19 protein-coding genes and 1 other annotated feature are annotated in these 19,422 nt (G+C 35.3%); of the genes, 16 read left to right on the top strand and 3 right to left on the bottom strand.

Features of this window, described 5'->3' with window-relative positions:
* The first annotated feature begins 190 nt into the window (after positions 1 to 190).
* From ACQV2P_RS00005 to ACQV2P_RS00025, 5 genes are all read left to right on the top strand, one after another.
* Complete coding sequence (locus ACQV2P_RS00005) at positions 191 to 802, top strand: 50S ribosomal protein L25 (protein WP_428872939.1); 612 nt, start codon at positions 191 to 193, stop codon at positions 800 to 802.
* A gap of 70 nt (positions 803 to 872) precedes the next feature.
* Positions 873 to 2,054: a tRNA epoxyqueuosine(34) reductase QueG gene (gene queG / locus ACQV2P_RS00010; RefSeq protein WP_428894467.1), complete on the top strand. Its 1,182-nt coding sequence runs from the start codon at positions 873 to 875 to the stop codon at positions 2,052 to 2,054.
* 3 nt (positions 2,055 to 2,057) lie between these two features.
* Positions 2,058 to 2,585, top strand: a complete 528-nt coding sequence (gene trmL / locus ACQV2P_RS00015; RefSeq protein ID WP_428872940.1) for a tRNA (uridine(34)/cytosine(34)/5-carboxymethylaminomethyluridine(34)-2'-O)-methyltransferase TrmL — start codon at positions 2,058 to 2,060, stop codon at positions 2,583 to 2,585.
* A gap of 33 nt (positions 2,586 to 2,618) precedes the next feature.
* Positions 2,619 to 2,842 (top strand) — a binding site (T-box leader).
* Between the two features lie 41 nt (positions 2,843 to 2,883).
* The gene (serS, locus tag ACQV2P_RS00020; RefSeq protein ID WP_428872942.1) at positions 2,884 to 4,176 is read left to right on the top strand and encodes a serine--tRNA ligase; all 1,293 of its coding nucleotides are present in this window, start codon (positions 2,884 to 2,886) and stop codon (positions 4,174 to 4,176) included.
* Positions 4,177 to 4,455: 279 nt separating this feature from the next.
* Positions 4,456 to 5,991, top strand: a complete 1,536-nt coding sequence (locus ACQV2P_RS00025) for an ATP-binding cassette domain-containing protein (RefSeq protein ID WP_428874646.1) — start codon at positions 4,456 to 4,458, stop codon at positions 5,989 to 5,991.
* Positions 5,992 to 6,369: 378 nt separating this feature from the next.
* Here ACQV2P_RS00025 and ACQV2P_RS00030 read toward each other — a convergent pair whose 3' ends face one another.
* Positions 6,370 to 7,185: an undecaprenyl-diphosphate phosphatase gene (locus ACQV2P_RS00030; RefSeq protein WP_428873012.1), complete on the bottom strand. Its 816-nt coding sequence runs from the start codon at positions 7,183 to 7,185 to the stop codon at positions 6,370 to 6,372.
* 148 nt (positions 7,186 to 7,333) lie between these two features.
* Here ACQV2P_RS00030 and ACQV2P_RS00035 point away from each other — a divergent pair, with 148 nt between their 5' ends.
* The gene (locus ACQV2P_RS00035) at positions 7,334 to 7,819 is read left to right on the top strand and encodes a PTS sugar transporter subunit IIA (protein ID WP_428872944.1); all 486 of its coding nucleotides are present in this window, start codon (positions 7,334 to 7,336) and stop codon (positions 7,817 to 7,819) included.
* Between the two features lie 99 nt (positions 7,820 to 7,918).
* Here ACQV2P_RS00035 and ACQV2P_RS00040 read toward each other — a convergent pair whose 3' ends face one another.
* Positions 7,919 to 8,959 carry a lactonase family protein gene (locus ACQV2P_RS00040; RefSeq protein ID WP_428885089.1) on the bottom strand — a complete coding sequence of 347 codons (1,041 nt, stop codon included), beginning with the start codon at positions 8,957 to 8,959 and terminating at the stop codon, positions 7,919 to 7,921.
* Between the two features lie 128 nt (positions 8,960 to 9,087).
* On the opposite strand from ACQV2P_RS00040, the gene ACQV2P_RS00045 reads away from it, so the two are divergent.
* The 4 genes from ACQV2P_RS00045 (at position 9,088) to ACQV2P_RS00060 (ending at position 12,405) form a co-directional block, all read left to right on the top strand.
* On the top strand, positions 9,088 to 10,344 hold the full coding sequence (locus tag ACQV2P_RS00045) for an AI-2E family transporter (protein ID WP_428872946.1): 1,257 nt from the start codon (positions 9,088 to 9,090) through the stop codon (positions 10,342 to 10,344).
* 101 nt (positions 10,345 to 10,445) lie between these two features.
* A complete protein-coding gene (locus ACQV2P_RS00050) occupies positions 10,446 to 11,165 on the top strand; it encodes a DUF554 domain-containing protein (RefSeq protein ID WP_428885087.1) in 720 nt (239 codons plus the stop codon).
* A 32-nt stretch (positions 11,166 to 11,197) separates the two neighbouring features.
* Entirely contained in the window at positions 11,198 to 11,818 is a 621-nt protein-coding gene (locus ACQV2P_RS00055; protein ID WP_428885086.1) for an NADPH-dependent FMN reductase, read from the top strand.
* Positions 11,819 to 11,829: 11 nt separating this feature from the next.
* Positions 11,830 to 12,405, top strand: coding sequence for an NADPH-dependent FMN reductase (locus ACQV2P_RS00060; RefSeq protein ID WP_428872952.1), 576 nt, complete (start codon positions 11,830 to 11,832; stop codon positions 12,403 to 12,405).
* A gap of 58 nt (positions 12,406 to 12,463) precedes the next feature.
* Here ACQV2P_RS00060 and rnhC read toward each other — a convergent pair whose 3' ends face one another.
* Positions 12,464 to 13,402 (bottom strand): ribonuclease HIII, encoded by a 939-nt coding sequence (gene rnhC, locus ACQV2P_RS00065; RefSeq protein ID WP_428894449.1) that lies wholly within the window; start codon positions 13,400 to 13,402, stop codon positions 12,464 to 12,466.
* 135 nt (positions 13,403 to 13,537) lie between these two features.
* Here rnhC and zapA point away from each other — a divergent pair, with 135 nt between their 5' ends.
* The 6 genes from zapA to ACQV2P_RS00095 all read left to right on the top strand — a co-directional run bounded on the left by zapA (position 13,538) and on the right by ACQV2P_RS00095 (position 19,422).
* Positions 13,538 to 13,786 carry a cell division protein ZapA gene (zapA, locus tag ACQV2P_RS00070; protein WP_428872956.1) on the top strand — a complete coding sequence of 83 codons (249 nt, stop codon included), beginning with the start codon at positions 13,538 to 13,540 and terminating at the stop codon, positions 13,784 to 13,786.
* Between the two features lie 72 nt (positions 13,787 to 13,858).
* Positions 13,859 to 14,398 (top strand): CvpA family protein, encoded by a 540-nt coding sequence (locus ACQV2P_RS00075; protein ID WP_428872958.1) that lies wholly within the window; start codon positions 13,859 to 13,861, stop codon positions 14,396 to 14,398.
* A gap of 30 nt (positions 14,399 to 14,428) precedes the next feature.
* On the top strand, positions 14,429 to 16,786 hold the full coding sequence (locus tag ACQV2P_RS00080; RefSeq protein WP_428872960.1) for an endonuclease MutS2: 2,358 nt from the start codon (positions 14,429 to 14,431) through the stop codon (positions 16,784 to 16,786).
* Between the two features lie 82 nt (positions 16,787 to 16,868).
* Complete coding sequence (gene trxA, locus ACQV2P_RS00085) at positions 16,869 to 17,180, top strand: thioredoxin (RefSeq protein WP_428872961.1); 312 nt, start codon at positions 16,869 to 16,871, stop codon at positions 17,178 to 17,180.
* Between the two features lie 124 nt (positions 17,181 to 17,304).
* Positions 17,305 to 18,411, top strand: coding sequence for an alanine dehydrogenase (gene ald / locus ACQV2P_RS00090; RefSeq protein WP_428872963.1), 1,107 nt, complete (start codon positions 17,305 to 17,307; stop codon positions 18,409 to 18,411).
* Between the two features lie 117 nt (positions 18,412 to 18,528).
* Entirely contained in the window at positions 18,529 to 19,422 is an 894-nt protein-coding gene (locus tag ACQV2P_RS00095; RefSeq protein ID WP_428872965.1) for a bifunctional hydroxymethylpyrimidine kinase/phosphomethylpyrimidine kinase, read from the top strand.

Here is a 19,422-nt window from a genome sequence, read left to right on the forward strand (position 1 = left end):
GCTAAGACATAAGCATGCCATTTTAGAAGCACCTTGTGTAACATATGTTTGACAACTCTAGAAAAAATCACTAAGACTAGTCATAAAACACTGGTATTGTGAGCTGGTTTTTGATATGATAATTTATGTGTAAAAATTTACAGCAAATCTAGCATTCTATATGCAATAAGTTATAAAGGAGCTCTTATATATGGCAATTAGTGCAGAATTAAGAACAAAGACAGGTACCGGTGCTTCTAAACAAGCACGTCGTGAAGGTAAAATTCCAGTAGTTTTATATGGGCAAAAATTAGAAGCAACTTCTTTATTAGTTGATCGTCGCGAATTCGAATCACTTCTAAAAAAAGAAGGATCTAACGCGGTTTTTGATTTAAACTACGACGGTAAAACGCAAAAAGTAATCTTGAAAGACTTTTCTAAAGCAGCTTTAAAAGATATTTTCTATTCAGTTGACCTAGAAGCTATCTCTGCTGATCAGAAGATTATTGTTGAAGTTCCATTAAGCATTATTAACGAAGAAACAGTTAAAATTGGCATTGTGGAACAAACACTTAATACAGTGGAAATCGAAACTAAACCAGACACTATTCCGAACTCATTTGAAATTGATGTTACTGGAATGGAAATTGGTGACACTAAGACAATTGCTGACTTAGCAGTTCCAGCAGGCGTTGAAATCTTAGAAGATTCAACTGAAACAATCGTTTCAGTTTCTGCTCCAACAGAAGAACCAGAAGAAGAGGAAGAAACTGAAGTGATAGAACCTGAAGTAATTGGTGCTAAAGACGAAGAAGAAGAGTAAAAATTTGTATTATGAAGCACTGTAAACGCTTGTCGTTTATGGTGCTTTTTTTAGATAGGAGTTGAACAAACTGATCTCAAAAGAAGAGGCTATTAAAGTCAAATCCATTTTAAAAAAATCGCTGAAAGACTTAGGAGTGGATAAGATCGGTTTTACGACAGCGGAACCTTTTGACCATTTAGAGGAAAGTTTAAGAGAGCAAAAGGCGAAAGGACATACCACTGGTTTTGAACATCCTATCATTGAGGAGAGAATCTATCCTGAAAAAATCTTTGAAGGGGCCCAATCAATTATTTCGATTGCTTTGGCTTATCCTAGTAACTTTAGAAAGGAACCAGCTTCTAATAAAGAAGAACGTCGTGGTAGTTTTGCTCGTGCTTCTTGGGGGGAAGACTACCATCATATTTTATTAGAACGTATGCAAAGGGTTATTGATCTTATCCAAGCAGAAATTCCTGATGCTCGTTTTAAACCGATGGTTGATACGGGGGAATTGATTGATGTGGTTGTGGCTGAAAGAGCTGGATTAGGCTTTATAGGTCGTAATGGTTTGCTGGTCACTAAAGAATTTGGCAGTTACGTTTATTTAGGTGAAATTATCACGAACATTCCTTTTATGCCAGATAAAAGGGTTACATATGGTTGTGGCGATTGTTATCGTTGTGTGACAGCCTGTCCTACTCAAGCTCTTTTTGGTGACGGTAAGATGAATGCGCAGAAATGTTTATCCTATCAGACTCAAACCAAAGGACATTTAGCTGAAGACTATCGCCGAAAAATGACTCATGTCATTTATGGCTGTGATATTTGTCAGATTTCATGTCCTTATAACAAGGGCATTGATTTTCATCTTCATCCTGAAATGGAGCCTATCCAAGACGAAGTAAAACCAATATTAAAGAATATGTTATCACTTAGCAATAGAGCCTTTAAACGACAATTTGGACATTTAGCGGGGTCTTGGCGAGGCAAGAAGCCCTTGCAAAGAAATGCAATTATCGCTTTGGCTAATTATCGGGACCGAACAGCCTTGCCGCATCTGCTTGAATTAATTGAAAAAGATCCACGACCAGTGATTCGAGCAACTGCTGCCTATGCTGTTAGTGTAATCCAAAGAGATAAAAATCAAGCGATAATTAGTATGATTTATGACCAACTGCAGAAGGAATCTGAACCAGAAACCATCAAAGAAATGAAAAAAGCTATTGAACGTCTCAAAAATAAAAAAGAGTTAAAGTCTAAAAGGAGTTAAACGATGAAAAACCATATCGTACTTTATGAGCCCCTAATGCCAGCTAATACTGGCAATATTTCGAGAACTTGCGCAGGAACTAATACTAGTTTACATTTGATTGAACCGCTTGGTTTTTCTACTGAGGATAAAATGCTTAAACGAGCAGGGCTAGATTATTGGGAGCATGTCGACATTACTTACCATGACAGTTTACCAGCCTTTATGAAGTTTTTAGGTAATCGTAAATTGTACTTGATTTCTAAATTTGCACCAAGAGTTTATAGCGAAGCTAATTTAGCTGATTCAACGATTGATGAGCAGTTTTTTATCTTTGGTAAGGAAACGACTGGGCTACCTGAAGATTTTATGCAAGCTCATAAAGATCAATCTTTAAGAATCCCGATGAATGATCAGCATATTCGTTCTTTAAATTTATCTAATACGGCTAATATTATTATTTATGAAGCTCTAAGACAACAGAACTATGAAGGATTGGAAGCCATACATCATTATCGTGATACTGAAAAGGCTCAAAGACTTAAATGGTAATAGCTTGACAAATAAAATCTATTTAATATAATAAATTTAATAGTTAGTACGAATAGTATCTGAAATAAGGGTCAAGCAGAAAGTTAGCGGTTGATGAGAGCTAATCACTTATTCAGTGAATCCACGTATTCATTCTGCTTTATGAAAGCTAAGCATAAATAAAGCCGGTCATCGCCGTTATGATACAAGTGTAAGAATTTAAATCAATTCTTAAAAACGGGTGGTACCGCGGAACAAGAGACCTTTTCGTCCCAAATAGACGGAGGTCTCTTTTTTATTACATAAAGGAGGAATTAAGATGTTAGATAGGCGCTATTTGAGAAACCATATGGATGAAGTAGTTGAGCAATTAAGTCATCGCGGAGTAAAAACAGAAATTTTAAATGAATTTAAAGAGTTGGATAAAAAAAGAAGAGCTCTATTAACTCAAGTAGAAGAGAAAAAAGGGGTCCGTAATAAAGTTTCGCAAGAAATTGCCACTATTAAGCGCAATAAAGGAAATGTGGATGAACAGATTCAAGCCATGCAAGTTATAGGGCAAGAAATAGCTGAATTAGATGAGACTTTAAATCAGCTAGACATTGCTTTGGCTCAAATTGAACATGGATTACCTAATTTACCTCATGAATCAGTACCAATAGGTGAAGATGAAGAAGATAATGTTGAAAATCGCCGTTGGGGTCAGATTACAGACTTTGATTTCGAACCTTTAAATCATTGGGATATTGCAGAGAATTTAGGCATTCTTGATTTTGAACGAGCAGGCAAAGTATCAGGTTCACGCTTTGTATTCTATAAGGGGTTAGGCGCAAGGTTGGAGCGCGCTATTTATAACTTTATGTTAGATACTCATACGGCTAGAAATGGTTATACCGAAGTTATACCGCCTTATATAGTTAATGAAAAGTCAATGTTTGGAACAGGACAATATCCTAAATTTAAAGAAGATACTTTTGAGTTGAGTGATGATCGTCAATTTGTCTTAATCCCAACAGCGGAAGTTCCTCTAACCAACTACTATCGAGATGAAGTAATTGCAATGGAAGAGTTACCGGTCAAATTTACCGCCATGTCTCCATCATTTAGATCAGAAGCCGGATCAGCCGGTCGTGATACTAGAGGTCTGATTCGTATGCACCAATTTCATAAGGTTGAAATGGTTAAATTTGCCCATCCAGAAAGTTCTTATGAAGAATTAGAATTTATGGTCAAAGATGCTGAAGGTATCTTACAAGCTTTAAAACTACCTTATCGGGTAATCACCCTTTGTACTGGAGATATGGGCTTTTCAGCCGCTAAAACATATGATATTGAAGTTTGGGTTCCAGCTCAAGATACCTATCGAGAAATATCTTCTTGCTCTAACACAGAAGCTTTCCAAGCGCGACGCGCCATGATTCGTTACCGCAACGCTGAAGGCAAGTTGAATTATGTTCACACCTTGAATGGATCTGGCTTAGCTGTTGGTCGAACAGTTGTAGCCATCCTAGAAAACTACCAGCAAGCGGACGGCAGTGTTAAAATTCCAGAAGTATTGGTACCTTATATGGGTGGAGTGACTGAAATTACCAAAGAGAATGCAATGGGATAATATACAAAGCTTTTCTTAAATTTTTTTAAGGAAAGCTTTTTGTATAAGTATTTAGAGTGTGAAATTTGAATTTTAAAAAAAGATATGCTTTAATTAAAGTAACTTATTAAGAGGAGTGTTACATTTGAACAATTTCTAAGAAAGCAGCATGAGTAGAAGTGACTTCTATTTAGTGTGAACTTTTTTAGAAAGTATCAAATGTTACATAGGGGATACTTCTATTCTATTCTAAGCTGCTAATAATGGATTTTTGGCACAAGAGTAGAAAGGAGTTTTTTTATGTTACAGGTAAATAGTCTAAGCTTATACCATCGTAAGGATTTCGTTAAAATTATTGATGACTTGTCTTTTATTATTCATCCCGGCGAAAAAGTAGCGATTATTGGCGAAGAAGGTAATGGGAAATCGACTATCTTAAAGTGGTTAATGAATGATGAATCACTTAGTAACTATCTAATTATTAAAGGCGAAAAAATTAATTCTTTCAGTCAAATGGCATACCTCCCTCAACAAATGAAGGAGGAAGATCTTAGTTTAAGTATTGAAAAGTTCTTTTTCGCAAAGGTAGATCCCTTTTTAATGGATTATAATAAAATAATCAAATTTGGAATGAAAATAGGTTTTGATTGGGAGCGACTACATTCTGAACAAATAGTGAGATCCCTCTCAGGTGGTGAAAAAATAAAACTATCACTGTTAAGAATAGCAGCTCAGCAAGCGGATTTAGTTCTACTAGATGAACCATCTAATGATTTAGATATTGATTCAATAAGGTATTTAGAAAAATTTATTAGCGAAAGTAAACAAGCAATATTATTTGTTTCACATGATGAATCGCTACTACAATCAACAGCCACTTCGATTATTCATTTAGAGCGATTGTTGCATAGAAAAGACCCATGTCATACAGTTTCGAAATTAGCTTATAAGGACTATCTTCTATATCGTGATAAGAGGATCGCGAGTCAGCAAAAAGACTTTGAGCAAAATGAAAGAATATATGCTAAAAAGTTTGCTCGTCAACAAAGGCTTGAGTCAGCTTTGCATCATCGTTTAAATCATACTAAGGATTCAGCAAGCGGACGACTACTAGCGAAAAAGATGAAGACCGTTAAGTCATTGGGCAAAAGACTTGAACGCGAACATCAACAAGGAAGTCAGCAAGTGATAATTGAAGACCCAATTAAGATATTTTTTAACCACTCCATTCCAATTGCTGATTCGCGCAAGATTATGGAGGTAAGCAATCTTAATTTAAAGGTTGAAGGTCGTTTACTAGCACCAAACATTAATCTAACGGTTCAAGGACAGGATAAAATAGGAATTGTGGGAGCCAATGGGGTGGGCAAATCAACGCTTTTAAAGCATATGTGGCTTTTATTCAATCAAGATGGTGATAGAGAAGGAATTATACCTGCCTATATGCCTCAAAATCATAGTGAATTCGTTGATACGAATTTGACACCGATTCAATTACTTGCTAAGGAAGGAAGCAGCGAAGAATTAACACAAATAATGACTTTTTTGGCCAGTATGAATTTTCTTCCTGAGGAAATGTCTCACCCTATCAATGAATTATCAGGAGGACAAAAAGCAAAATTATTATTTTTAAAAATGGATTTGATGAGAGCGAATCTTCTTTTCTTAGATGAGCCGACGCGAAATTTTTCTCCGAATTCACAACCAAAAATACGGAAAGTTTTAAGCGAATTTCCAGGAACTATTATTAGCGTTTCCCATGATCGTTTATATTTAAAAGAGGTATGTCATCAACTGTATCTACTTAAACCAGAGGGTCTTAAACTTATTGATTAAATTCAAACGTTTATGAATTTAGTTAATGAGTAGTTTTAAAGCCGAAGTCCAAGCGTGAGACCGAAAGTCTAGCTTTTGGGCTTCCATTGGCTTTGAGTATGATGGACCAACTTAAAAAAATATTATTTATGCGAATCAAAAGAAGATAAAAACAATCATAAAATTGAAATAAAAATAAGTCCTTATACGTAAACAAGTTAGAAGTATATATTTTGTATCTTAAAGCCTGATCTGGCTGAGCCCGATTTGCTTATCGCCAATCACTTCAAGCTGCTTAGAAAACAATAAAATAAGAAAGACAAGCACATATAACATGTACGCATCTTTCTGGTCCAACTTCTTGGGGTCACTATAGGGTCAACTCTTATTTCTTTTAGATTACTTAAATAAATAATACAAAATGACAACGGCACCCAAAATAATACGGTAGTAACCGAAAGGTTTAAAGTCATTCGTTTTGATGAATTTAAGAAGTGAACGGATGACGATTAAGGAAACAAGAAAGGCAACAAACATACCTACCAAGAGGTAAACAAGTTCAGCACTAGTAAAAGCAAAGCCAAAGTCTTTTAACTTAACTAAAGAAGCTCCGAACATAACAGGTATTGACATAAAGAAAGAAAACTCTGTCGCAACTGTTCTTTCCATTCCTAATAAAAGTCCACCGAGGATGGTTGACCCCGACCGTGAAGTACCTGGAATTAAAGACAAGGCCTGAAATAGACCGGTTTTAAAAGCCGTAGGGAAAGAAATCTTTTTAAGAGTATTAACTTGTTTAGCATGACGAGCTGGCTTTTTATTTTCAATCCACAAGAAAGCAAAACCATAAATGATTAAGGCAGCAGCGACCACATAAGGAGTATTAAAATACTCTTCCATGTAATCATTGATCAATAGGCCCAGAACTCCTGCTGGCAGGGTAGCAAAAGCAACTTTAAACCAAATTACCCAGATATTTTTTCTTTCTTGGCTAGACTTTTTAAAATCCAAAGGGTTAAGTTTATTAAAATAAAGGACGACTACAGCTAAAATTGAACCAAATTGTACAACAGTTCGAAACATTTCAACAAAATTTGGATTGAGATTTAATTGAATAAATTCCTCAACTAAAATTAAGTGTCCAGTTGAAGAAATGGGTAACCACTCTGTAATTCCTTGAACAATACTTAAGAAAATAATTTTTAATAATTCCATCCATTCTAGGTTTTGCACTATATATCACCTCGTGATCTTTTTCTCGCTTATTATAGCTAACAATTAAACAAATGTCACTATGTGGTCAATTCTTAAAATAGGAGTCTGTGAAGAAATATGATAAAATGAAGTCAAGAGGAGGAATAAAATGTTTGGGTTATTTAAGAAAAAAGCTAAAAAAATCAGCCTACATGCTGTCTGTGATGGTCAAATAATTCCTTTAGAAGAAGTCAACGATCAAGTTTTTTCTCAGAAAATGATGGGAGATGGCTACGCTATTCAACCGAGTCAATCAACCATCTACTCACCAGTTCAGGGTAAATTAATGAATGTTTTTCCGACTAAACATGCGATGGGAATACAAATAGAAAATTTAGAATTACTACTTCATATGGGATTAGATACGGTGGAATTAGAAGGTAAGCCTTTTAATACTTTGGTTAATGAAGGGGATAACTTAACACCAACCACTGCTGTTTCAGAAGTTGATTATCAAGAAATTGAAGCAGCAGGTAAGGATAATGTGATGTTAGTTATCTTTGTTAATGGTTCAGAGGTCATCGATGAGTTTAAGATTACTGCTAGCGGTTCAGTTACTAAAGGACAAGAAATTGGGTATGTGACATTAAGGTAAAAGGTTATCAAAAAAATGATTAGCAAATTCTATTGAATCTGCTAATCATTTTGATTTTTAACTAATCACTAACTTTTTGAATATATTTTTTAATGAAATTTACTTATTATTTAATGCTAATATACAAACGCATTCAGGAGCATAAGCTTTTGTATCGGTTAAAGAAATTGTTCCACTTGCAGAATTTCTCTTAAATAAAGTGAGGTAATCAGAATCTTGATGAGCCACAATCAAATATTTTTCATCATGCGATAAGCAGAAATCTCTTGGAACTTTTCCATATGATGAAATACTCTGTAGAAGGCTTAACTTACCGCTAGTTTTATCCACTCCAAAGAGGGTAATTTGATCTTGATAGCGTGTCGAAACATATAAAAAGTTACCATCTTTTGAAATTCTAATTGCAGCTCCGGTGGCTTCTGGGTGACTATCGGTTGGAATATTATGATAACTTTCAATAATCTCTAAATGGCCATTTTGTTTTAGATGACATAAAATCGTGGTATTATTCAGCTCACCAATAATGTAGATAAATTTCTGATTAGGATGGATTGCTAAATGCCGTGGACCGGTTCCAGCTGGAATATTTAAAGATTGCTCAAGATGGGAGATTGAGCCATTCTCAGCTAAGGAATATACATAAATTTTATCACTACCCAAATCACAAACATAAAGAAACTTATCTTGATTGAAAGTAGAGGTAAAGTGGATACGAGACTGAGTTTGATTAGGATGGACAGATGAACCATCGTGGGTAACAGTCTGTATATGTTTTATTTCATCATCATTTAAGTGATAGATTTCTATAGTGCCTTCATGATAGTTTGATAGGTAGAGGACTTTTTTAGAATCTAAATAGAAAAGATGACATCCTGCTGCTTTGGTGTGATAAAAATAATTTTTTTTAATCCAGGTATCATTATGCTTTTTTTTGTATACTGCCACTCCTGAAAAAGGTTCTTCTTTTTCAATTGTAAATAAATAGCGATTATCTTTTGAGAGGGCAAGATAGGTGGGGTTTTGAATTGTATCGATTAACTCTCTTTCTGTGAAAGTTTCTTTTTGAGAATCAAAAGTGATCGATGTTAATCCTTCATTAACTCGACGGGTATAACCACCTAAAAAATATTTTTCTTTCATAAGATGGACTCCTTTCTTCTTCAAAAGTATTATAGCATAAGGGTAGATTTATATCGTAGTTAAGCCAATCATTTTAATTCTATTTGTGGTATGATTGAGATGAATTCATATAGGATAGGAGGGTATTGATGCGAAAATTAAATCAGTTTTTATTTAAGTCAGAATTCTTGAATGATCGCAATGTTATTCGGCTATTAAAATTTATTTTAATTGTCTTGGCAATCTATGCTTTTACACAAATTTCTTATTTATTTCAACCACTCTTTGATTTCTTGAACTTCTTTGCCTTTCCTTTCATTGGAACGGGCATTATGTACTATCTGTTCTCGCCCTTAGTGGTTAAACTCTCTAGACGCGGTGTAAACCGTCATTTATCAATATGGTTAATTTTTATTGGCCTCTCATTATTAGTAACTTGGGGTGTAGCTACACTCGTGCCGATAGTACAAAGTCAGACGCGCTCATTTATTAATGATTTACCTAAATATGTAGCAGGAATTCAAGATGTTTTTAACAAGCTTCCTTTACTACCTGATTTTAATGAAGTCTTTCCTAATCTGGCTAATCAAGAGGGGAGTGTTGATTTAAACGGACTTATCCAGCAAATTCAACCGCTAATTACATCGACTTTTGGTGGATTAGGTAGCGTGATAGGTACGGTTTCAACGGTTGTAACCGGCTTAGTTACTATTCCTGTCTTACTTTATTATCTTTTATTAGAAGGTTATAAGCTATTCCCTAAAATACTTTATTATATTCCTGATCGCTATAGAGAAACGACTAAGACTATGATTTATCAATCTCACTATCAGATTGGTCAATATATTCGTGGCCAAATTATTGTTGCAATTATTGTGGGCATGATTTTCGCTGCTGGTTTTTCCATTATAGGCCTAGACTATGCGATTACTTTAGGAGTACTTGCTACTTTTCTTAATGTCATTCCCTATATTGGGTCAGTCATTGCCGCTATTCCTGCCATAATTATTGGTTTAATTGCCTCTCCTTTTATGTTAATAAAGGTCTTATTGGTTATAGGGATTGAGGCTTTAGTTGAAGGAAGACTTATTCAACCGCAAATTCTTAGCTCGAATTTAAAAATCCATCCAGTTACAATTTTAATTGTTCTGTTAGGAGCGGGGCGCATATTTGGTGTAACGGGTGTGATTCTAGGTGTTCCTGCTTTTGCAGTACTTAAAGTGATCGTAACAGAACTATATCGTATTTACCGCAAACACTCTAATTTATATGGTGATGATTTAAAGAACCAATCGCTTTCTAAAGAAACTTTAATTGATATGTGTTTGGTTGAAGATGGGCAGGATGGTTTTGCTGCAGAAGATCAAGTTGATAAATTACTAAATTCCAATCAATTATTAAAATAAAATTAGTTCTTGGTTTTCTATGGAAAAATCATGAATTTATCTTTATAATAATTAAGTGTCAAGGTGAGATAGTACGCCAGTCAAGCAAGAGTATCCTTTGGATGCTCTTAATTTTATGTGAAGGATTTGTTAAGATGGGTGTAATTATTAATGGTATCGTAATCGTTATATGTAGTTTAATCGGTATGGGTTTAAAGGCAGGAATCCCTGTAAAAATCCATGAGCGATTGATGCATGGTATTGCTTTATGCGTGCTCGCAATTGGAATTGATGGTACCTTAGCTGGAGAAAATACGATTGTTATGATTTTGTCAATTGTTGTAGGAGCAATGATTGGGGAATCAATTGATATTGATCAAAAGGTAACTTATGGGATTTCATTAATTGAAAAAAAAATATCAAAACCAGGATCTGATAGTCAGTTAGGGCAAGGTTTTATTTCAGCAGCAATGATCTTTTGTATTGGTTCAATGTCTATTTTAGGATCTTTAGAAAGTGGATTAACCGGTGATAATACCACGCTCTATACCAAGTCTATCTTAGATGGCATTACCGCCATTCTATTGAGTTCATCTTTGGGAGCAGGTGTTTTACTATCGGCAATTCCAGTAATAATCATCCAAGGCTTATTAGTAATCTTAGCAGGCTTTTTAGCTCCTATTTTATCAGTAGCAGTGGTAAATGAGATTATTGCAGTAGGGTCACTATTATTGATTGGCTTAGGCATGAATATTTTAAATATTACTGAATTAAAGATTTTAAATTATACACCGGCAATCTTTTTACCCCCTATTTTCTTGACGCTATTATCTTTATTCTAATTAGGAATACTATTCTATGGAGGTATAATAATATGAAGAAAATTGTTGGCATCGTTGGAAATAATTCTATGGAATCTACCAATCGTAAGTTATTACAATTTATTCAAAAACATTTTCAAGATAGAGCGAATATCGAATTACTTGAAGTTCGAGGCCTGCCAATCTTTAATAAACCAGCGGATGGAAAATTACCTGAGGTAATCATTGAAATGGCTGAAAAAATTGAGGCAGCCGATGGAGTGGTTATTGCTACTGCAGAGTACGATCATTCTATTCCAGCCGCTTTGACGAACGCTTTATCTTGGTTATCTTATAATATATTTCCTTTTGTGGATAAACCTTTAATGATTGTGGGAACTTCCTATGGTGTTTTAGGGACTTCTAGAGCCCAACAACACCTGCGTTCAATTATGAATGCACCAGTTATTCGTGCAATGCTTATGCCTGGTTGTGAATTTTTAATGGGGAACTCTTTAGAGGCTTTTGATAAAGAAGGGAATTTAGTTTTCCCAGATAAGGTCAATCAGTTAGAAGCTTATTTTAATGATTTTCTTCAATTTATTGGTGTCACAGAACTATTACAAGAAAGGCATCAAGCAAATGTGGATGAAGCTCGCAAGTTCTATCATCAACAGTTCGAAGCTAAAGAGTAAGGGGGGATAATATGAAATTAGTAGGAATCGTAGGCTCTAATGCAGAATTTTCGTCTAATCGTTTATTATTACAGTATATAAAGCGGCACTTTGCTGAATATTTTGAATTAGAAATTCTTGAAATTAACCAAATTCCGATGTTTGATGCTAGTAATGATCAAACAGATCATCCGGCGATTCAGTTATTAAATAAAAAAATACTTCAAGCGGATGGTATATTAATAGCCACCCCAGAACATATCCATACTGTTCCACCTGCTTTAAAATCTACAATTGAATGGCTATCTTATAAAGTTACACCTTTTATTCATAAGCCTGTGTATGTTATTGGAGCATCCTATTTGGAACAAGGGACCTCGCGTGCTCAATTACATATGGATCAAATTTTGGAGTCTCCTAGAGTGGATGCTTATGTCTTCCCTGGAAATGAATTTTTACTAGGTGGTGCTAAAAATAAATTTGATGCTGAAGGGAACATTACCGACCCTAAAACAGTTGACCATTTAGAAAAATGTATAGCTAAATTTATTCGCTATGTAAAATTAATCAATCAACTGGAAAATATTCCTGAAACTACAATTGACTAGATAAATGCCCCTCGCATTGACTATAAAAAAGCTGTCGATAAAAATCGGCAGCTTTTTCTTAATGACAATATTTTTTGCTTAACTTTTTAGCTTTTTGTGTGTTAGCAAAATGGAGTTTAGCTGTTTGATTGAGACTTTCAATCCCATAGCGGTCGATTAATTTTGATGCATAAAGATCAACATTTCTGCCTGCCCCTGAAGGTAGTTTGCCGCCAAAAGTTTCACCGAGCGAATGAAGTTTTTTAACAAAGGCATCTCTTGCAATAATGGAAGCACAAGCAACGGCCAGATGAATAGATTCGGCCCTTTTAGCAAAATAGACATGGGCGCGATAAACTTCCTTTTCGTTTTTTAAGTGTTGGTAATAATTCTTTTCTGACGTAAATTGATCAATTATTACTCCATCAAGTTGCTTTTTCTGTTCAGGAGATAGTTTTTTATATAGTTCTTTAATAGTAAAGTTATGTAATCTCGCCTTAAGTCCGTTAGCATTATATTTTTTAATCATTTGATTGTATTTTTGTGGATTAGCAATTGTTAAATGATAATCAACTGAGTGTATGAGATTAGCCGCAATGCTTTCGATTTCATGATCAGATAAATTTTTAGAATCTTTTACGCCAAGTTCTTTAATTAATTCTTGTTTTTCAAAAGGAAGATAGACTGCACATACAGTCAAGGGTCCAAAGTAAGATCCGTTTCCCACTTCATCCGACCCAATTAAATTCTTAAATTGAATCCGGTCAGGTAAATGAGTGTTGTTTTCGAGAAAATTCGTGTGGATTGATTGAGGCAAGTCTTTAGCCCATATTCGCGCTTCTTCTTCAGCTGCTTTTCCTTGAAAGAGGACTTTGCCAGATTTATAAGCTGTAATGGTTACATAAGCTAATTTAGCTCTAAAGAGGCTATAGGGAACGGGGTCAATTAAGTGTCTTTGGTAATTTTCTTCCATAACTTTAAGAGTTGCTGGGTTTACTTCGAGAGTGACGCTGTTCATTTATATCCCACCTTTTATGAATTGGCTATCATAATTATCAGTTTACCATCTTCTTTAATATTCGTATAGGAAAGGTGCATTATAGAGGGACTTTTGGTAAAATAGTGGGAGAATCAAGCTTAAAGAGGAGATTACATGGAAGAGAAGAACCGTTATAAGGCATTGATTGAAGGCAGAGTCTATACCATTGTGGGTCATCGTTCGAGAGAGCACATGGATGCAGTTGTTCAATTACTGACTCAACAATTACAACAATTAAAAGAACTTGATCCCAATTTGACTCAAGAAGATCGCGCTATTTTGATGGCAATTAATGCTATTTCAGACCAGATTACAAAAGAAGAAAAAATTGCAGCGCTAGAGAAAAGACTAGGCTTAGGCTAATTTTTAAAGAAATAGAATGATTATGAATTTTTTGAACAGGACTAATGAGGAAATCATTAGAGGGGGTACTTTATGTTAAGTGTTATTGTAATTTTAATTTTGGCCTTCGCCTTTTACTCTGGCTATCGGTCAGGAATGATTATGCAGATTGTAAGATTGTTAGGTTATATTATTACCTATATCATTGCTACACAATATTTTGATGTTTTGAGCAAGTGGGTGGAGATGATTATACCATTTCCAGCTGTCCAACCAGATAGTCAACTCGCTCTATATACGGAAGCTCAAACTTTTCTACTCGATCAAACTTTCTATAAATTGATTACTTTTCTAATTATCTGGTTAATCGGCTGGTTGTTAACGAATGTATTATCCATTTTATTTACCAAAGTAACTTATTATAGTGTTTTAAATATTAGTAATCGGTTAATTGGTGGTGTACTCAATTTCGCTGTTGTCTATTTTATCGTATTTATGGTTTTATACTTATTATCGTTAATTCCTATAGAATTTATCCAACAGCAATTTGTTAACAACCCATTGATTTTTAGAATGGTGGATTCCACGCCTATTTTGACCGACTTTGTAGGGAAGTTTGGCTTGGGATCCTAATGATTATTAATAGGAAAGGGGGAATCTTTGATGACTAATAGTAAAACTTTGGAGAAATTAGAGTATCATAAAATTATTCAGCAAGTCTCCCACTTTGCAAATACCGAGATGGCTAAATCTAAGATTCTCAAAATGCAGCCATCCACCGATTTGGAAACAATTCAAAAATGGCAAGAGGAAGTGGAAGAAAATTTAGCAATTCTTCAACAAGGTAAGAACATACCTATTCCTCGCTTAGTAGCGTTAAGTATGGCCTTTAGACGGCTGGAGATTTCAGCTGCTTTAAACCCTAAGGAGTTAGGACAAATTGGCCGCCTATTGACTACTACCAATCAAGTAACACAATTTTTTGCTGATTTAGAAGCTGAAGAAAAAATCTATCCTTCATTGAAGTATTGGGTGGATCAATGCGTGAGTCTTCCACAAGTTATCAAAGAAATACAATCAACGGTAAGTGATGAGGGGGCGGTTTTAAATTCCGCATCCACTCAATTGGCAGCTATTAGAAAAAATCAAAGTCAAACAGAAAATCAAATCCGCAACCAACTGAATCAATTACTAAAAACTAAAGGGAATCAGTTGAGCGATCGCTTAATAACTATCAGGAACGATCGTTATGTTCTACCCGTTAAGGCGGAGTATAAAGGTCAATTTGGTGGTACCATTCATGATCAGTCAGCAACTGGTCAGACAGTCTTTATGGAACCGAAGGTTGTTGTGGAGTTAAATAATCGCTTAGCCCAATTGGAGATAGATGAGCGTACCGAAATTGAAAGAATTCTTCTTGAAATATCTTTAATGATTGCGCCTTATGTTGAAGAAATTAAACATAATCAATCCATGATTGCCCAATTAGATTTTATTCAATCTAAAGCTGAGTATGCTAAAGCGATTAAGGCGACAAAGCCTGTTTTTTCAATTGATAACCAAGTAGCTCTATGGCAAGCCAGACATCCTTTAATTGATTCGGACGATATTGTAGCAAATGATATATTAATTGGTGAAAACTATCATATTCTCTTAATCACAGGTCCTAACACCGGTGGTAAGACGATTATTTTAAAAACGATTGGTCTCATTCAATTAATGGGACAATCAGGACTTCATGTTCCTTGCGATTCTGGTTCTCAATTAGGCGTTTTCCAATCGATTTATGCTGATATTGGAGATGAGCAGTCCATTGAGCAGTCTCTTTCTACCTTCTCCAGTCATATGACGAATATTGTGAATATAGTCGAAGAAGCAGACTATCAATCCCTCGTTTTATTTGATGAACTCGGTTCTGGAACTGATCCGCAAGAAGGTGCAGCCTTAGCTATTTCTATTTTAGATTATTTAAGGAAAGTAGGGGCTACTGTTTTAGCAACAACTCATTATCCGGAATTAAAAGTTTATGCCCATGAACGAGCAAAAACAATTAATGCCTCTATGGAATTTGATGTTCAGACCTTATCGCCAACTTATCGCTTAATGATAGGTGTACCTGGTCGGTCCAATGCTATTGAAATCTCAAGAAGATTAGGCTTGAGACAAGATATATTAGAGGGGGCTCAAGAAGGAATTTCACAAGATAGTCAATCTTTGAACGAAATGGTTGCTAAATTAGAGCGTGAAAGAAGAGAAAGTGAGCTAAAAAATAAAGAAGCTCAAGCTTTCTTAGAAAAAGCAGAACTCTTATGGCAAGATTTACGAACTGAATATGACCGCTATCTTGAGCAAAAGCATGACTTAGTTGAAAAAGCTAAGCGTCAGACTAATGAGAAAGTGGAACAAGCTCAAAAAGAGGCCGAAGAATTGCTGCAAGAAATTCGAGACTTACAGTTAGTCCAAGGACAAAATCAAACCATTAAAGAACATGTTTTAATCGACAAGAAAAAGGCTTTTGATCAATTAAAACAACCAGAAAACTTGAAAAAGAATAAAGTCTTAAAACGGGTTAAAAAGTCTAAAAAGATTCAGGTGGGCGATGATGTCGAGGTCTTATCCTATGGACAAAGAGGAACTGTGCTTGAACAAGTTGAAAAAAATGAGTATGTTGTTCAAATGGGCATTATTAAGATGAAGATTGCGGCTGACGAGCTAAAACCGATTGGTAAGGTTGAGCCTAAGCAGAAGGTTAATGTACAAAGGCAAGCTGGATCTAAGGTAAAAACGACTTTAGATATACGTGGTTTGAGGTACGAAGAAGCGATGAGTAAGTTGAAACAGTATTTAGACCAAGCTCTTCTATCCAACCATTCACTGGTCACCATTATCCATGGTAAGGGTACAGGAGCATTGAGACAGGGTGTCAAAGATCAATTAAGCAATCATCCTCATGTCGATCACTTCGAATACTCCCCACCAAACGCTGGAGGAGATGGTTCAACAAGGGTTTACTTCGATTAGTTAGTAAGCATATAAATAGTCAAAGACCTTTTTGATGTGCTAAGATACATCTATCAACGTGATTAGTGAAAGGGGCTTTAAGATGGTTAAGGCAATTACAGATTCAGAATTTCAAACGAAAACAGCACAAGGAGTAAGCATTGTAGATTTTTGGGCACCATGGTGTGGACCGTGTCGCATGCAATCTCCAATTATTGATGAATTATCAGAAGAGATGGAAGGACAAGTAAATTTCTTCAAGATGAATGTCGATGAAGAAACTAAAATAGCCGGTGAATTCGGTATTATGTCCATTCCAACCATGGTTATAAAAAAAGATGGACAGGTTGTAGAAAAACTTGTCGGTTTTCATGATAAAGATCGTTTGACTGAGGTGCTTAAAAAGCATATTTAGAATAACTAAGAAAAGGGCCCAACTTCAGAAGCTGGGCCCTTTAAATTTTAAGATATAATCATATAATTTATTTGTGATGAAAAGAGCATGTGGTATAATAAAAAAACAAAGGAGGGATTTATTAATGAAAATTGGAGTACCTAGAGAATTGAAAGCAAATGAAGATCGTGTAGGACTCACCCCTAATAATATTAAAGAACTTGTTTCAGCTGGAAATGAGATAATTGTTGAAAAAGAGGCTGGATTGGGTTCAGGGTTTACTGATCATGAATATATTGATGCTGGAGCAAGTATCGTTGAAACAGCTGCAGAAGTTTGGAAAGCAGAAATGGTTATTAAAGTGAAAGAGCCAGTTAAAGAGGAATATGACTATTTTTATGAAGGACTCATTCTATTTACCTATTTACATCTTGCTCCTGAACTAGAATTAACACAAGCCTTGCTCGATAAGGGTGTGATTGGAGTAGCCTATGAAACGGTTGCCGATAAGGGGACACTTCCTTTATTAACACCCATGTCTGAAGTAGCCGGTCGAATGGCTGTTCAAATCGGAGCGCGTTTATTAGAAAAGAACCACGGTGGTCCAGGTATTTTATTTGGTGGTGTACCAGGTGTTCGTCGTGCCAATGTGACAGTGATTGGTGGAGGGGTTGTCGGTTTTAATACCGCTAAATTGGCTTACGGTTTAGGTGCTAATGTGACAATTCTTGATATTAATCCACAACGTTTGGCTGAGATTGAAAATATTCTTGGTAATGGTGTACAGACATTGATGTCGAATGAAACAAACATTCATAAAGCTGTGATCGATTCAGACGTAGTTGTCGGATCAGTTTTAATAGCTGGACGCCGTGCACCAGTTCTTGTTAAAGAAGAAACTATTCAAGAAATGAGACCAGGTTCCGTTTTAATTGATATTGCAGTTGACCAAGGTGGAAACTTTGAGACAACTAAACCAACTACTCATAAGGAACCGATTTTCCTTAAACATGATATTATTCATTATGCAGTGGCTAATATTCCAGGAGCTGTCCCAAGAACTTCCACCATTGCTTTGACCAATGCTACTTTACAATATGCTAAAGAAATTGCTAGGGCAGGCATTAAAGAAGCTGCCAAGCAAAATGATGCGATTTTATTAGGTATCAATACTTATCTTGGACATCTAACATCCATTGCCGTGGCTGAATCGCAAGACAGAGAGTTTTTTGATATTGAAACAGTTTTATAAACAAGATAAACCACTCACCCTAGCAGAGACAATGTCTCTGCTATTTTTTTAGTATGAATTATCTTTATTTATTTGCTTAAAAGAGGTACTATGATTATATAAATGTAGGGGGTTCTTATGTTTTCACTTAATCGCAATAATTATTCAAATACTATTTTAGTTGTTAATGATATTCCTGGTGCCGGAAGAGTAGCGGGTTCAATTAATTTGCCAGTTTTAGCTGCTGCCCAATTAGAAGCTACTATTTTGCCAACTTTAATCCTTTCTTCGCATGCTGGAGAAAAAGGGGATTTAGTTCGTTATTCCATGGGAAATGCTTATCAAGAAATGCTGCACCATTGGCAGCAAGTTGACTATCATTTTGATGCAATTTTAACGGGTTATTTTGCTGATACTCAGCAGATAGATGATTTGAAAACCTATCTTTTAAAAGAAAAAGAAATCAATCCAAACATTGCATTATATATGGATCCGATTATGGGGGACCATGGTCAGTTCTATGCTGGTTTTGATCAAGACGTCGCTCATCATTTGCGTGAATTAATACCGTATGCAGAATTAGTCATGCCCAATCTAACAGAAGCTTGTTTGATTTTAGGACGAGACTACAAAGAGGACTTCAGATTAAATGAGATTGCTGATATCGCCGATGAATTATTAACTTTAGGTTGTAAAAATGTCATTATTACAGGAGCTAAAGATGATCGAAGTGATAATAATCGCTTAGGTTTCTACTATGCCAGCCAATCGGGTGAAAAAGGACTTGTAGTTCACGAGTATTTTGATGGTTACATATTTGGAACTGGAGACACTGTTGCTTCAATCATTACTGCCAGTCGAATCGCTGGTGACAGCTTGAAAGACTCTGTTAGATTGACAGCAGATATTATTGAGAAAATGATTCCTTTTTCTATTAGTCAAAATGAAAGTAATGTGGGTCCTATTCATTTTGAGCCTTTTATAAAAGAAATTTCTACATATTTCAGTCAGAAAAAAGAAAGTGGGTTTTAA

It is taken from the genome of Facklamia sp. P12932 (assembly GCF_050409545.1).
GTDB lineage: Bacteria > Bacillota > Bacilli > Lactobacillales > Aerococcaceae > Facklamia.

What these genes read in the sequence shown, in the direction of transcription:
- ACQV2P_RS00005 (WP_428872939.1), top strand. Translation starts at nt 191, where the DNA reads ATGGCAATTAGTGCAGAATTAAGAACAAAGACAGGTACCGGTGCTTCT.
- trmL (WP_428872940.1), top strand. Translation starts at nt 2,058, where the DNA reads ATGAAAAACCATATCGTACTTTATGAGCCCCTAATGCCAGCTAATACT.
- serS (WP_428872942.1), top strand. Translation starts at nt 2,884, where the DNA reads ATGTTAGATAGGCGCTATTTGAGAAACCATATGGATGAAGTAGTTGAG.
- ACQV2P_RS00025 (WP_428874646.1), top strand. Translation starts at nt 4,456, where the DNA reads ATGTTACAGGTAAATAGTCTAAGCTTATACCATCGTAAGGATTTCGTT.
- ACQV2P_RS00030 (WP_428873012.1), bottom strand. Translation starts at nt 7,185, where the DNA reads ATGGAATTATTAAAAATTATTTTCTTAAGTATTGTTCAAGGAATTACA.
- ACQV2P_RS00035 (WP_428872944.1), top strand. Translation starts at nt 7,334, where the DNA reads ATGTTTGGGTTATTTAAGAAAAAAGCTAAAAAAATCAGCCTACATGCT.
- ACQV2P_RS00040 (WP_428885089.1), bottom strand. Translation starts at nt 8,959, where the DNA reads ATGAAAGAAAAATATTTTTTAGGTGGTTATACCCGTCGAGTTAATGAA.
- ACQV2P_RS00045 (WP_428872946.1), top strand. Translation starts at nt 9,088, where the DNA reads ATGCGAAAATTAAATCAGTTTTTATTTAAGTCAGAATTCTTGAATGAT.
- ACQV2P_RS00050 (WP_428885087.1), top strand. Translation starts at nt 10,446, where the DNA reads ATGCTCTTAATTTTATGTGAAGGATTTGTTAAGATGGGTGTAATTATT.
- ACQV2P_RS00055 (WP_428885086.1), top strand. Translation starts at nt 11,198, where the DNA reads ATGAAGAAAATTGTTGGCATCGTTGGAAATAATTCTATGGAATCTACC.
- ACQV2P_RS00060 (WP_428872952.1), top strand. Translation starts at nt 11,830, where the DNA reads ATGAAATTAGTAGGAATCGTAGGCTCTAATGCAGAATTTTCGTCTAAT.
- rnhC (WP_428894449.1), bottom strand. Translation starts at nt 13,402, where the DNA reads ATGAACAGCGTCACTCTCGAAGTAAACCCAGCAACTCTTAAAGTTATG.
- zapA (WP_428872956.1), top strand. Translation starts at nt 13,538, where the DNA reads ATGGAAGAGAAGAACCGTTATAAGGCATTGATTGAAGGCAGAGTCTAT.
- ACQV2P_RS00075 (WP_428872958.1), top strand. Translation starts at nt 13,859, where the DNA reads ATGTTAAGTGTTATTGTAATTTTAATTTTGGCCTTCGCCTTTTACTCT.
- ACQV2P_RS00080 (WP_428872960.1), top strand. Translation starts at nt 14,429, where the DNA reads ATGACTAATAGTAAAACTTTGGAGAAATTAGAGTATCATAAAATTATT.
- trxA (WP_428872961.1), top strand. Translation starts at nt 16,869, where the DNA reads ATGGTTAAGGCAATTACAGATTCAGAATTTCAAACGAAAACAGCACAA.
- ald (WP_428872963.1), top strand. Translation starts at nt 17,305, where the DNA reads ATGAAAATTGGAGTACCTAGAGAATTGAAAGCAAATGAAGATCGTGTA.
- ACQV2P_RS00095 (WP_428872965.1), top strand. Translation starts at nt 18,529, where the DNA reads ATGTTTTCACTTAATCGCAATAATTATTCAAATACTATTTTAGTTGTT.